Source organism: Corallococcus sp. 4LFB (genome assembly GCF_046520365.1).
Classification (GTDB): Bacteria; Myxococcota; Myxococcia; order Myxococcales; family Myxococcaceae; genus Corallococcus; species Corallococcus caeni.
The window spans coordinates 1-12,095 of the sequence record NZ_JBKGHJ010000255.1; the positions used below are offsets into that span (position 1 = coordinate 1).

A 12,095-nucleotide genomic window follows, 5' to 3' on the forward strand; every position below is an offset into this window, starting at 1 on the left:
CGTGTCGGGGGGCACCTGCGCGTTCGCGGCCAGCGGCGCGCCGCCGCCTGGGGAACGGTCGCCGTCCACCGTGCTCCGTGCCAGCGCGGCGGGCACCATCAGCCCGCCGGTCGCGGAGTTCCGCGCCTGCATGGACGTCGGCGTCCGCGTCACCGTGTCCCCGGTGTCGTGCTCCCGACAGCCGGAAGCGAGCGAGCACAGCCCCACCATCCCCATCCACATCCAACGTCCACCCATCCGCCAACCCTCCCGCAGGCAAACCTGCGGACGACCCCCAGCCGTTGCAAGCGTCCGGCGTGCGGAGGGGTGTTGGCTTCTGGATGGCGGGGGCTACGCGGGGAAGGTGGCGGCCACGGCGCGCACGTGGTCGCGCACCAGGGCGCGCGCGGCGAGCAGGGCCGGCGCGTCCGGGGGCGTGTAGCCCAGGCACAGCACCACGTCGTCCTCGGGGGCGGCGCGCGTGCCCAGCGCCGCGTAGTCCAGCGAGCGCGGGGTGGGTTCGCCTTCCGTGTCATGGGCGAAGCGGCCGAAGACGGTGGCCTGTCCGTCGCGGCCGGGGGCCGTCTCCTTGAGGGCGAAGAGGCGGCGCACGGCGGAGAGCGAGTCGGGGCGCTCGCGCAGGACGTCCGGGGACGCGGGGCCTCCCAGCTCCCACTCCAGGAGCTTCAGGCAGCCGCGCACGAACTCCACGTCGGTGATGACCAGCCCGTAGAGGTACCAGTCCGCGCACGCGGCCTGGACCAGCCGGGCCTGCGCGTCGGTGAGCCAGCCGAAGGACGGACAGGTGAAGGACTCACAGACGGTGGCGCGGTAGACGCCGCAGTCGCGCAGGTCCGCGCCGCCCGTCACCCGGGGATGGCCCAGGCAGCCCACGCGCTGGTGCTCCGCGTCCAGGAAGCCCAGCAGGGGACACACCCGCACGATGGGGAAGAGGGCGGGGGCGTCGCGGTTCGCGGTGAGCTCGCGCGCGGCCTCGCCGTAGGCCTCCGGGGTGTGGGGGGCGCGGGAGAGCCGCTCCGTCTGCGCCGTGAGCCGCCGGGTCAGCGCCGCGCGGGAGTGGTCCCGGAAGTTGTAGAGGCCGCAGCAGGCGCCGCACGAGGCGCCCCCGCCGGGCTGGCACAGGTGGAAGGAGACGGACATGTCAGAACCAGTCCGGACGCATGCGCGCGTAGGAGTCCTCGCCCGTGCGGCACAGGTGGGCGAGCAGCGGCACGCGCGGCACCTCCACCGCGAACCAGTACTGCGCGGCGGCGAGCTTGCCCTCGTAGAAGCCAGCGTCCTCCGCGTGCGCCGTGCGCGCCAGGCCCTCCTTCGCGGCGGCGGCCTGCGCGAGCCAGCGCCACGCCACGGCCACCACGCTGAAGAGCTCCAGGAAGTCCGTGCTGTGGCGGAGCATCACGTCCACCTCGCCCGCCATGCCGCGCGCGCCCAGCTCCAGCGTGAGGCCGGTGGCCTGCTGGAGCGCGTCCTCCAGCGCGTCGCTCCACGCGGGCTCCACGCCCGCGGCGTGGGCGCGCGCGGTGGTGGCGCGCACCTCCTCGTCGAGCGCCTGGAGCGCGGCGCCGCCCTCCGCCACCGCCTTGCGCCCGAGCAGGTCCAGGCCCTGGATGCCGGTGGTGCCCTCGTGGATGCTGTTGAGCTTCTGGTCGCGCAGCCACGCCTCCGGGAGGTACTCGCTGGAGTAGCCGTAGCCGCCGTGAATCTGGAGCGCGAGCGCGTTGGCTTCGAAGCCCTTCTCCGCGGGGAACGTCTTGGCGATGGGCGTGAGCAGGTCCAGCAGCAGGTGCGCGCGCTTGCGCGTGGCTTCGTCCGGCGCGTGGTTGGCGAGGTCCGCCTGCGTGGAGGTGGTGAGCAAGAGCGCGAGGCCGCCCTCCACGATGGCCTTCTGGCGCAGCAGCATGCGGCGCACGTCGGCGTGTTCGATGATGGGGGACTGGGCGCGCGTGGCGTCGCGGATGCCGGCGGGGCGGCCCTGGGGGCGTTCACGCGCGTAGGCGAGCGACTCCTGGTAGGCGACGGCGGCGGTGGACACGCCGTTGAGGCCCACCATGATGCGCGCCTCGTTCATCATCTGGAACATGCAGGCGAGGCCGCGGCCGGGCTGGCCCACGAGCCAGCCGTGACAGTCATTGGCTTCACCGAAGTTGAGGACGAGGCTGGGCAGGCCGCGCCAGCCAATCTTGTGGATGACGCCGGCCACCTGGACGTCGTTGGGGACGAACGAGTCTGCCTCCGGCCTCTTCGCGGGCACGGCGAAGAGGGACACGCCGCGCGTGCCGCCCTCCGCGCCCTCGATGCGGGCGAGGGTGAGGTGCACGACGTTGTCGGTGAAGTCCTGGTCGCCGCCGCTGATGAAGATTTTCGAGCCCTGGAGGCGGTAGGAGCCGTCCGGCGCGGGCGTGGCGCGCGTCTTCACGTCCGCGAGGCTGCTGCCGGCCTGGGGCTCGGTGAGGGCCATGGTGCCGGTCCACTCACCGCGGTACAGCCGGGCCATGAAGGTGTCGCGCAGGAAGGGCGTGCCGAAGACCTCCAGGAGGTGCGCGGCGCCGAGCGTGAGGCCCAGGTAGCCATAGGCGCTCAGGTTGGCGGCCATGAGGTAGGCGCTGGCCACGGCGTGCACGGTGAGGGGGAGCTGCTGGCCGCCGACGTCAGGGGGGCGGGTGGCGGTGAGCAGGCCCAGGTCGACCATGCCGGCGTAGAGCGAGCGCATGGCGGGGTGCACGCGCACGCGGCCGTGTTCGAAGACGGGCGGGGCGGCGTCCATGGGCCGGTAGGTGGGGGCGAGCACCTCGCGGGCGAAGCGGCGGGTGCTGTCCAGGAGGAGCGCGAAGGTGTCGCGCGAGTGCTCCTGGAAGGCGGGCAGCGCGCAGAGGCCCGCGGTGTCCAGCGCCTCGTAGAGCTGGAAGTCCACGTCGCGGTCCGACAGCAGGGGGTTGGGGCGGGGCACGCTCATGCCCTGATTCCCTACCAGGATGCGATGGGGTCGTCGAAGTCGTCGTGCGGCGGGCATTCACCGTTGGACGTGGGCGGGGCGGGGAGTGGGGGAGCGGGTGGGGGAGGCGAGGGCTTGTGCTTCCAGGCAGGGGGGAGGGGTGTCGTGTCGCCCGGTGCCGGCGTCTTGCATTGGCGCACCTCCATGTGGGGCGTTCCGGCGGCGCTACGACGAAGGTGCGTCCCGTGTCTGTCCATTGCCAGGCGGGGGCACCGGGGGCGCGGACGGGTGGGGACGGGCGGGGAGGCAAGGTCCCGCAGGGTGTGTCGGCTCCGGCCTGCGGGAGGGGCGGGCGCGACGCACCGTTGGGAGTGGAGGTGGTCCACATGCTCATCGTCGGCGCGGTGGTGGTGGGAATCCTGGTGATGTTGGTGGTGCTGGGCGGGGTCATCATGGGCGGCGCGCTCTCGCACAAGAACGCGCGCACGGATGACGCGCGGTGGGCGAGGGAAGACGCGGAGCGCGAGGCACGGCGCGACCGGGACAGGTCCGGGCCCGTGGGTGGGGAGCCCGTGCATGCGTGAACGGGGAATGGGGGACGCCGCGGTGCTGACGAACCCGATTGGAGCCGGAGAGACTCGCGGTTAGGGTGCGCCGCAGGCGGAGGAGGCATGATCCGCGACAATGGAGCGGGTCCCCTGATGAAGCCCTTCTTGCCATTGCTCGTGCTCATGATGGCCTGTGCGAGCGCGCCCTCCTCCAATGCGCGCTATGTCGAACCCGGACGGGGCGAACCTGTTCGGGGCCCATGGTCGGAAGTCGCCTCCTTCGAAATGCCTACGGGGGATGTGACCATCCCCATTGACCTGCTCAGGGACGTAGCCGACGCCTTGCTCAGGCTGCCTGGCGCGAAGACGTGTGACCCCGTCAGTCAACGGCCCATCGTGGGGCTGTCCATGGAGTACTGCTCGACGGTGTATGTCGCCGGGACCGAGGATGCGTTGTCCTGGAGGGTCACGAAGCCGCTTCGAGGGTCTTACAACGGGTGCCAGCCGTCATCCGACGTGATGGACAGCGATCATTCCTCCGACCGGATATGGGTTGTGGGCTACATCCACAATCATCCGTGCGGAACGCCTCCCTCTACCCTCGACCTCACCGTGTGGCCCACGGATGCATTCGCAGGCCGGCCCGCGATGGCGGAGTTCCGGATGATTCCAGGCAACCCTGCTCCCGCGATGTTCAGGGGGGCAGGCCATCCTGATGGCGTCCGCCCTCGTCGCGGAGCGTAAGGATGGTTCACGCGTCTTCCTCCGCTACTTTCCCACGGGCGAGATTGAACAATGGAGCCAGCGGGAGCGCCGCTGGCGGCTTCTGGGAACGTGCATCCCGACGCGAACCCGTTACAGCTCTGCCCCGCTGTGCCGGGATGGAGCAATCCAACTGCTTCCCGAATAGGAACTGGGATGAGGAACGTCTGCGCGCTGTTCGGTGTCGTGGCGATGGTGACGGGGTGCGCCGCCCGGGCTCCTGCCTGGAAGGGAACCGTTGAATGGCCCGATGAGCAGTCCGCGAAACTGGTGGGACAGCCCATGGAGGCTGGGGCCGTTCTCGCGGCCGCGGGTGCCATCCGCGAGTTGATCCGCACCAACCCCTATCCACACCTGTTCGACGGCTGCTCGAGCCCGGAGCAGGGGCTGGTGGCCGTGGTCTTCACGGGACCGACGGAAGGGCTCTACTACGTGAGGGTGATCCACGACTTCCTCCGATGTCGCGGGCCACGCTTTCGCCTCCTGGATGGGTGGGATGTCTATGCCGTCACCCCTCAAGGACAGGTCGTTGCCAAGGATCTGCTGGGGCCAGGAGAAGCTCGAACGCCGGCTCCGGACACGCAGCCCCCCGCCAGCTCTCCTTCACAGGAGGCCCCACCGCCCGCCCCCGAAGCTCCCGCGAACGAGCCTTCGCCTACCGGGGACGGGGGGCGTAGTAGCGGCGCAGCCAGCGGCTGAGGCCGTCCAGGCCGGGGAAGAGGACCCGCTCGGTGATGTTCGCCTGGTCGAGCTTGTCGCGGACCTCCCACTTGAGCTTCGCCGGCACCACGAGCCTGCGCACCCCCTGGTGCTGGTGCCCCAGGAAGTCGTTGAGGCTCAGGTCCGGCCCGTTCATCACCGAGAACAGCGCGAACTGGTTCACGATGCGCGCGTCCAGCGACGGCGGCTCGAAGAACAACACGAAGGGGTGCGCGCCCAGCCCGTCGAACGCCGCCAGGTCCCCGGCCACCGACGCCAGCATCTCCGCCGTGAACACGTCCGCGCCCTCCAGCCGCAGCTGCTCCCGCAGCGGCTTGGGCAGCTGCTGGTTCGTCTGGTGATAGTCCACGCACCAGATGGCGCCGTCCTCATCCAGCAGGTCCATGCGCTCCGTCATGAAGTGCAGCGCCACATACGGGCTGAACGTCCAGTCCAGCAGCCGCGTGGGCATCCCATGGTGCTGCGCCAGCGCCAGCCAGTCCCAGATGGACGTCAGCCGCTCCGTGCCCGGCACCCCCCGCGCGTACTTGCGGAAGGCCCGCAGCAAATCCCGCTCCTGGCGCACGAACGCACCCTGGCGGTTGAGCGTCGCCGTCAAGTCCAGCTTCGCGTCCGGGACCCCCCGGAACACGAAGCTCGTGCGGAACCGGCCCAGCGGCTCGTTCCACGAGCCCGCGAACAGCAGGTCCTGCAGCTCCAACCACGATGTGACACGCCGCTCCTGCATCCGCTGTCCCCTCGCCGCCTGACAAGGTGGACCCTGTCCCTCAGGAACGCAGTGCCCGGGGGGACAGGAAGCGGAACCGGACGACGGGCGCCCCTCCAGCCCGCTCCCCCTCCTGCCGAAGAGGCGCGGAAGTGGGCAGGGCGCCCGGCCGTCTCAATCACAGACCTTGAAACAAGGACGCTACGGCTGCCCGAAGTTCGCGGGCTGCGTGAAGGCATACGAGCTGGCGCCGGGTGCCTTGTCCTGCTGGAACATGGGGCACTTGGCGCAGGTGAAGCTCTCCCAGTCCTGACGGACCGCCACGTCGATGCAGCCGCCGTAGAAACGGCAGTGGACGTTGCGGTGGTCCTCGATGGAGAACGAGTCGGCCCGCAGCGGGAGATGGAACTTGGTGGGACGCGGCTGTGGACAAGGCATTGGATTCCTCTAGCCCCCCTCGTGGGTGCTGATTCCCTCTACTGACTGGTGCGTCGCGTCATTCCCGGAGTCCCGCTGCCCGGGCACTGAACGCTTGCACCCCGTCTCATCGCTGCCAGCAGAAGACCGTGTGGGTGTGACACATTCAAAAGGCACAACAGCCTAATGACGTCGGGTGTCCCTGGCCCGTCCCGCCAGGATGTCTGCCTTCACGAGGGGTAGCCGGCCGGGCGGGCGTCGGAATCTTCACGCCCGGCGCGCTTTCCCGCGAGAATGCGGCGCGTGAGCTCCCCCGCCCGAATCCCCCCCGCCCCCTCCCGCTGGCTGAGCGCCCTGGCCCTGCTGTCGCTGGTGCTGCTCAGCGGCTGTTCCGCCTTCTCCCGCGCGGTGCGCGAGGGCGACGGCGCCGTGAAGGAGCGCCACTGGGCGGAAGCCGAAGCCGCCTACCTGCGCGCCCTGGCCGCGGATCCGGAGGCGTCCGAAATCACCGTGAAGCTGCGCGCGGTGCGCAAGGAGTGGGGCGCGGAGGTGTACCAGGAGGCCGGCGCCGCCCATTCCTCCGGGGACCTGCCGTCCGCCACCAAGCTGCTGGTGCGCGTGCTGGAGCTGGACCCCGACCACGAGGGGGCTCGCGCGCTGCTCGCGCAGACGCTGGAGGCGCGCGTGGGGGTGGCCCTGGGGCTGCTCAAGGAGGAGAAGCTCCAGGATGCTCGCGCGGAGCTGGACGCGGTGCTGGCCGTGTCGCCGGACCACGTGAACGCTCGCAAGGGCGTGGACGCGGTGCAGGTGGCGTGGGCGAAGCGCTTCTTCGCCAGCGCGGACACGCTGGAGAAGGCGGGCAAGCTGGGCAACGCGCTCGTGGCCTACGTGCGCGCGGACCAGGAGCGCGTGGGCGCCACCGCCGCCCGGGAGCGCGCGGAGGCCGTACGGCAGCGGCTGCGCGACGAGGTGGCCTTCCTGGTGGTGGCCACGCCCGTGGAGGACAACGCCCAGGCCCCCGACGTGGCGCAGCGGCTGAGCGCGGGACGGCTGGCCGCGGCGCTCCCCACGAAGCTGCCCCTGAAGGTCGTGACGGAGGCGCCCCCGGGCCGCGTGGGCGTGAAGCTGGACCTGGCCCTGGAGCGCGTGCTGCCGCTCAAGGCGGTGGAGGACTCCCAGCGCAGCCAGCGCTACCTCGCGGGCAACCGCTCCGTGCCCAACCCCAGGCGCGGCGACTACGAGAAGAAGCTGTTGGAGACGGAGCGCACCCTGGAGGGCGTGGAGCGCAAGCAGGCCGCCGTGCTGCGCGAGTACCTGCGCGCCCAGGTGGAGCTGGGCACGCTGCGCGACGCCGCCGAGCGCTGCCGCGAGCGGGAGAAGCGCGAGTGCCGCGCGGCCATCCAGGAGTGCGGCGAGGAGGCTCGCGACGCGAAGAGCCCGGGCAAGCTGCCTGGCGAGTGCGACCCGGAGCGGTGCTCGGGGCAGTGCACGCAGGACGAGGGCCTGATGGCGCAGAAGGCCAAGGCGGCGCGCGTGCTGGAGGTGGCCGTGCAGGCGGCGCTGGACAAGGCGGAGCTCCAGCGCGCCGAGGTGCAGCGCCACCGCGACACCGTCTTCCGCGAGCCCATCACCGTGGAGGAGCCCATGTACTCGGACTTCGTCTACGACGTGCAGCTGCACCGGCTGACGGTGACGGCCACCGTGACGGCGGTGATGCGCGACCTCTTGACGCCCCAGCAGGTGGCCGCGCCCAACACGCAGGACTACGCGGTGCTGCACGAGGACCTGGCGCACAAGGGCTATGACCGCTACGGCGTGCTGGCGGACCCCGTGCAGCTGCGCAACGAGCTGGAGCTGCGCGTGGACGCGGGCGACAAGGCCGTCGCGGACGTGGCGAAGCACGTGAAGGAGCGCTTCGACGTGTACCGCGGCAAGCGCGTGGAGGACGCCCGGCGCGGCATGGTGCGCCCCGGCGCCGAGGACGTGGTGGAGACCGCCGTGCGCGCGCTGCTGCTCACCGCGGACGCGCCCCCGCAGGACATCCTCCAGCCCGTCGCCCGCGCGCGCGGCCTCACCAGGCCCGAGGCCCTCCTGGGCGTCGGGCAGTAGGCGGCCCTCCCTTTTTTCAGTCCAGGCTGGCGCTCATCTCCGGGCGCTCCAGGCGCAGCGTCTCCACGCGGCGCCTGCGCGCGCCCGCGATGGTGAGGTGCCACGCGGCCGCGGCCAGTCCCACGCAGAAGCAGCCCGCCCACAGCGCGGTGGCGCCCACGTGGCCCAGCATCGCGCCGCCCAGCGCGGGGGCGACGCTGGACGCGAGCCCCCACATCATGTGGTACGCGCCCTGGTAGCTGCCTCGCAGCTCCGCGGGCGCCAGGTCCGCCACCACCGACGGCGCCACCGGTGACTGCGCCATCTCCCCCAGCGTCCACACCGCCACGGCGACCATCGCCCACGGCACGCTCGCCGGCAGCGCGTGCAGCCCGAAGCCCACCCCCGTCAGCACCCCCGCCAACGCCAGCGCCGTGGAGCGCCGCACCCGGCCCACCGCGCGCGTGACGAACGGCTGCAGCGCGACGATGAGCACGCCGTTGACCGCCATCACCAGGCCGTAGTCCGCGGGCGTCAGGCCCCGCGCGGACAGCGTCAGCGGCAGGCTCAGGGTGCTCTGGAAGAAGAGCAGCGCCAGCGCGAAGACGGGCAGGCAGAAGGCCAGGTACACGCCGTCGCGGAACGGCGTCAGCAGGTCCCCCAGCGTGGAGCGGGCCTTGTGCTCCGCCGCGGCTTGCGGCCGCGTCTCCGGCACGAAGGCCCAGACGCAGCAGCCGTAGAGGAACGTGGTCACCGCGTCCGCGATGAAGAGCAGCCGGTAGCCCAGCCCCGCCAGCAGGCCCGCCAGCGGCAGCGCGATGGCGAAGCCCAGGTTGATGACCCAGTAGAGCATCCCGTACGCGCGCGCCCGGTCCCGGGGCGGCACCACGTCCGCCACCGCCGCGGACACCGCCGGCCGGTACAAATCCCCCAGGAGGCCCAGCATGAAGGCCGCCACCGCGATGCGCCCCGGCGTCTCCGAGAAGCCGATGAACAGCATAGCCCCGGCGCCCAGCCACAGGCCCCCCGCGAGCGTCAGCCTGCGGCCCACCCGGTCCGCGAGCATGCCTCCCAGGGGCCCCGCCATCACCGCGCCCGCGCCGTTGAGCGCCACGATGAAGCCCGTCTGCTCCACGCTGAAGCCGCGCTCGCGCGTGAGGTAGAGCGCCAGGAACGGCGCGACGAAGGACCCCAGCCGGTTCACGAAGGTGCCCACCCACAGGACCCAGTACGTCCGTGGCAGGCCACCCCCGCCCAGCGCTCTCAACACCGTGGCAACGGGATTCATGGAGGATGCCCGACGGCCGTGGGGAGGAAGGACTGACCGGGGCGCCCGCCAGCATGCGCCCGCGCCCCGCGCGTTTCCATGCCCGCTCCGTCACGGCCACGCGGTTGGAGCTGGTTGGGGCCTCATGCATTCCAGCCGCGCGCGAAACGCGACTTCCCCGCGTGCGCCCTGATGGCGCTGGACATCGCTGGCGGGCTCCTCCAGGTTGCCGCGCCAACGCACACGCAGGAAGGCGGGACGCAAGGCGGGCATGGGGCAGGTCATCGGACTCCTGGGGGTGTGCCTGGTGCTGGGCGTGCTGGCGCGTGCGAGCGGCCGGTTCCCCGCGGGGACGGCGCCCGCGTTCAACGCCTTCATCCTCAACGTGTCCCTGCCCGCGCTGGTGCTGCGCGCCATGCACCGGCTGGAGTTCGCGCCCGGGCTGATGGTGGCCGCCGTGGCGCCGTGGCTGCTCTTCGGGGGGGCGGTGCTGTTCCTGCGGCTGCTCGGGCCCCGGCTGGGCCTGTCACGCGATTCGGTGACGGCGCTCATCCTCACCGCGGGGCTGGGCAATACGGCCTTCGTGGGCCTGCCCATGGCCACGGCGCTGCTGGGGCCCGCGAGCGTGCCGGTGGCGGTGGTGGTGGATCAGCTGGGCTCGTTCATGGTGCTGGCGACGCTCGCCACGCTGACGGCGGCGAGGGCCCACGCCCACCAGGCGGCGGTGTCCGCGCGCGGGCTGGTGCGCAAGGTGCTGGTGTTCCCCCCGTTCCAGGCGCTGGTGGTGGCGCTGGTGCTGCGGCCCTTCGCCTTCCCGGACTGGCTGGAGGCGGTGCTGCAGCGGCTGGGCGACCTGCTCACGCCGCTGGCGCTGTTCATCGTGGGCTTCCAGCTGCGGCTCCAGGGGCTGCGTCCGCGCGTACCGGCGCTCGTGCTGGGGCTGTCCTACAAGCTGGTGCTCGCGCCGCTGGCGGTGCTGGGCCTGCTGACGCTCGTGCCGGGGCTGGCGCTGGGGGTGAGGCAGGCCACGGTGCTTCAAATCGCCATGGCGCCCATGGTGACGGCGGCCATCCTCGCCGCCGAGCACGAGCTGGATCCGGAGCTGGCGGTGCTGATGGTGGGCGTGGGCATTCCGCTGTCGTTCCTCAGCGCGCCGCTGCTCGTGGCCCTGGTGCACTGACGCTCCGTGCACCAGGAAGGGACGCCCGGGTTCAGGCGAGCGCCGTGGTCTCGAAGGAGAGCTCGACGCCGTTGGGTTTCACCTTCATCTGCGGACGCGACAGCACGTGGCAGTGGGGGCAGTAGCCGTGGGCCCCCGCTGGCGTGGCCCGGATGGAGACCGCGCCGCCACACATCATGCAGCCCTCGGGAAGATCGAAGTCCGCGAACCGCTCTCCGTTCTGGGTCTCGAATTGGGTCATGCCATTGAGTTAACGCAGGATCCGCCCGACACAAGCAGACCGGCATCACCCCGCGGGGACTTGGTGTGGCGCCCCGCCCCACCTCTAGGGGACAGAGGGCGGCCCTCGGGGGCAGGCTGCAAACGTTACCGGTCCCCTGGCGACTGCTCACCCGCTGACACCGCAACCCGTTGGGCAGGCTTGCAGGCGCTGGCACGGGGATTTCATGGGGCACCCCCTCGGACGACAGCGGGACGGGGGAGGCGTGGGATGGGTGCAGGGAACACAGTGAAGGTCATGTGCGACCGGAAGGGCTGGCGGGTGGAGGTGGCCCATGCGGGGGGCGTGCGGCGGTACCGGTACGGCAGCGAGTCGCAGGCCCGCTACTTCGCCGCGGTGTTCGAGCTGGGGCCGAGCGTGCTGCCCCCCAAGAACCATGCGCGAAGGCGGCAGCAGCCCAGCTTGGCTCTACCCAATGAGGTCTCTTTCGGAGAGGCTTGGCTGCATGAGTGATGCTCCCAAGTCCAAGCCCTTCATCCTCCCCAACCGGCAGCACGTGACCAAGGAGCCGGATCCCGGCAACCGCTGGTCCCCGCAGTTTCCGGACACCATCGGCTACACCAGCCAGGGCGGCGGCAAGGTGCCGGCCGACTTCGGGTGGAACACCAACCCCAAGCAGTGGCAGGAGGAGCTGACGCCGCAGACGCTGGCGGAGCGCTTCGAGGAGCTGCGCGTGCTGCCCCCGAAGAAGGAAGACCCCGCGCTGCCCGCGCCCGCCTCGCCCGCGAAGCCCTGAAGTCCGGGTGCAGCGCCCGGCCGCCCGCTTCCAGGGCCCGGTTGCATCCGGGCCCTGTCGAGGCGCGGCTCGCTAGCTGAACGGCAGGCTGGCCAGGCGCTCGCGGAAGCGGGCCAGCAGGTCGCGCGCGCCGGCCTCGTTGAGCCCCTCCGCGGTCTCCTGACGGCCCTTGCGCAGGAAGGCGTCGAAGGGCGCCGAGCGGCCGGAGAGCGCGCCCGCCGCCGTCACCGCCTCCTCCAGGACGCGCGCCGCGCCCGGGGAGCCCAGGTCCAGGTGCATGTCCACCTGCTCCAGCCGGACGCCGCTCGCGGCCCACACGGCGCGGTCGTGCACGGTGAGCCAACTGCGCGTCACCTCCTCCATCGCCTCGTCCAGCAGCGCGAGGAAGGGCTCCACGAGCCCGGGCAGCACCTCCGGCCCCAGCTCGGGCTGCGTGCCCGCCGCGCGCAGCCGGCCGCG

Annotated in this window: 11 protein-coding genes and 2 pseudogenes; 5 read left to right on the plus strand and 8 right to left on the minus strand. The window is 71.8% G+C overall.

What is annotated here, in order from left to right; translation table 11 throughout:
- The 3 genes and pseudogenes from ACLEQD_RS24850 to ACLEQD_RS24860 form a co-directional block, all read right to left on the minus strand.
- A pseudogene (locus tag ACLEQD_RS24850) lies at positions 1–237 on the minus strand (hypothetical protein); the annotation flags it as partial.
- A gap of 93 nt (positions 238–330) precedes the next feature.
- A complete protein-coding gene (locus ACLEQD_RS24855) occupies positions 331–1,140 on the minus strand; it encodes a hypothetical protein (protein ID WP_410387330.1) in 810 nt (269 codons plus the stop codon).
- Position 1,141: 1 nt separating this feature from the next.
- The gene (locus ACLEQD_RS24860; protein ID WP_410387332.1) at positions 1,142–2,953 is read right to left on the minus strand and encodes an acyl-CoA dehydrogenase; all 1,812 of its coding nucleotides are present in this window, start codon (positions 2,951–2,953) and stop codon (positions 1,142–1,144) included.
- A 365-nt stretch (positions 2,954–3,318) separates the two neighbouring features.
- On the opposite strand from ACLEQD_RS24860, the gene ACLEQD_RS24865 reads away from it, so the two are divergent.
- Positions 3,319–3,516, plus strand: coding sequence for a hypothetical protein (locus tag ACLEQD_RS24865; protein WP_410387334.1), 198 nt, complete (start codon positions 3,319–3,321; stop codon positions 3,514–3,516).
- A 1,381-nt stretch (positions 3,517–4,897) separates the two neighbouring features.
- Here ACLEQD_RS24865 and ACLEQD_RS24870 read toward each other — a convergent pair.
- Both ACLEQD_RS24870 and ACLEQD_RS24875 read right to left on the minus strand, forming a co-directional pair.
- Entirely contained in the window at positions 4,898–5,689 is a 792-nt protein-coding gene (locus ACLEQD_RS24870) for an FRG domain-containing protein (protein WP_410387336.1), read from the minus strand.
- 180 nt (positions 5,690–5,869) lie between these two features.
- Positions 5,870–6,106, minus strand: a complete 237-nt coding sequence (locus ACLEQD_RS24875; RefSeq protein ID WP_338275177.1) for a hypothetical protein — start codon at positions 6,104–6,106, stop codon at positions 5,870–5,872.
- A gap of 273 nt (positions 6,107–6,379) precedes the next feature.
- On the opposite strand from ACLEQD_RS24875, the gene traC reads away from it, so the two are divergent.
- A complete protein-coding gene (gene traC, locus ACLEQD_RS24880; RefSeq protein WP_410387338.1) occupies positions 6,380–8,194 on the plus strand; it encodes an outer membrane exchange accessory lipoprotein TraC in 1,815 nt (604 codons plus the stop codon).
- Positions 8,195–8,210: 16 nt separating this feature from the next.
- On the opposite strand, the gene ACLEQD_RS24885 is transcribed toward traC, so the two are convergent.
- Positions 8,211–9,461 (minus strand): MDR family MFS transporter, encoded by a 1,251-nt coding sequence (locus ACLEQD_RS24885; protein WP_410387340.1) that lies wholly within the window; start codon positions 9,459–9,461, stop codon positions 8,211–8,213.
- A 250-nt stretch (positions 9,462–9,711) separates the two neighbouring features.
- Here ACLEQD_RS24885 and ACLEQD_RS24890 point away from each other — a divergent pair, with 250 nt between their 5' ends.
- Positions 9,712–10,620 carry an AEC family transporter gene (locus ACLEQD_RS24890; protein ID WP_410387342.1) on the plus strand — a complete coding sequence of 303 codons (909 nt, stop codon included), beginning with the start codon at positions 9,712–9,714 and terminating at the stop codon, positions 10,618–10,620.
- A gap of 31 nt (positions 10,621–10,651) precedes the next feature.
- On the opposite strand, the gene ACLEQD_RS24895 is transcribed toward ACLEQD_RS24890, so the two are convergent.
- Entirely contained in the window at positions 10,652–10,861 is a 210-nt protein-coding gene (locus ACLEQD_RS24895) for a hypothetical protein (RefSeq protein WP_120530399.1), read from the minus strand.
- A gap of 276 nt (positions 10,862–11,137) precedes the next feature.
- On the opposite strand from ACLEQD_RS24895, the gene ACLEQD_RS24900 reads away from it, so the two are divergent.
- Positions 11,138–11,353, plus strand: a complete 216-nt coding sequence (locus ACLEQD_RS24900; RefSeq protein WP_410387344.1) for a hypothetical protein — start codon at positions 11,138–11,140, stop codon at positions 11,351–11,353.
- Entirely contained in the window at positions 11,346–11,636 is a 291-nt protein-coding gene (locus tag ACLEQD_RS24905) for a hypothetical protein (protein WP_410387345.1), read from the plus strand. The genes ACLEQD_RS24900 and ACLEQD_RS24905 overlap by 8 nt, the downstream gene beginning before the upstream one ends.
- A gap of 72 nt (positions 11,637–11,708) precedes the next feature.
- Here the strand turns inward: ACLEQD_RS24905 and ACLEQD_RS24910 are convergent.
- Positions 11,709–12,095, minus strand: a pseudogene (locus ACLEQD_RS24910) (hypothetical protein); the annotation flags it as partial.

Bases quoted from the DNA above. Each gene is read 5' to 3' on its own strand.
- ACLEQD_RS24855 (WP_410387330.1), bottom strand. From the start codon at position 1,140: ATGTCCGTCTCCTTCCACCTGTGCCAGCCCGGCGGGGGCGCCTCGTGC.
- ACLEQD_RS24860 (WP_410387332.1), bottom strand. From the start codon at position 2,953: ATGAGCGTGCCCCGCCCCAACCCCCTGCTGTCGGACCGCGACGTGGAC.
- ACLEQD_RS24865 (WP_410387334.1), top strand. From the start codon at position 3,319: ATGCTCATCGTCGGCGCGGTGGTGGTGGGAATCCTGGTGATGTTGGTG.
- ACLEQD_RS24870 (WP_410387336.1), bottom strand. From the start codon at position 5,689: ATGCAGGAGCGGCGTGTCACATCGTGGTTGGAGCTGCAGGACCTGCTG.
- ACLEQD_RS24875 (WP_338275177.1), bottom strand. From the start codon at position 6,106: ATGCCTTGTCCACAGCCGCGTCCCACCAAGTTCCATCTCCCGCTGCGG.
- traC (WP_410387338.1), top strand. From the start codon at position 6,380: ATGCGGCGCGTGAGCTCCCCCGCCCGAATCCCCCCCGCCCCCTCCCGC.
- ACLEQD_RS24885 (WP_410387340.1), bottom strand. From the start codon at position 9,461: ATGAATCCCGTTGCCACGGTGTTGAGAGCGCTGGGCGGGGGTGGCCTG.
- ACLEQD_RS24890 (WP_410387342.1), top strand. From the start codon at position 9,712: ATGGGGCAGGTCATCGGACTCCTGGGGGTGTGCCTGGTGCTGGGCGTG.
- ACLEQD_RS24895 (WP_120530399.1), bottom strand. From the start codon at position 10,861: ATGACCCAATTCGAGACCCAGAACGGAGAGCGGTTCGCGGACTTCGAT.
- ACLEQD_RS24900 (WP_410387344.1), top strand. From the start codon at position 11,138: ATGTGCGACCGGAAGGGCTGGCGGGTGGAGGTGGCCCATGCGGGGGGC.
- ACLEQD_RS24905 (WP_410387345.1), top strand. From the start codon at position 11,346: ATGAGTGATGCTCCCAAGTCCAAGCCCTTCATCCTCCCCAACCGGCAG.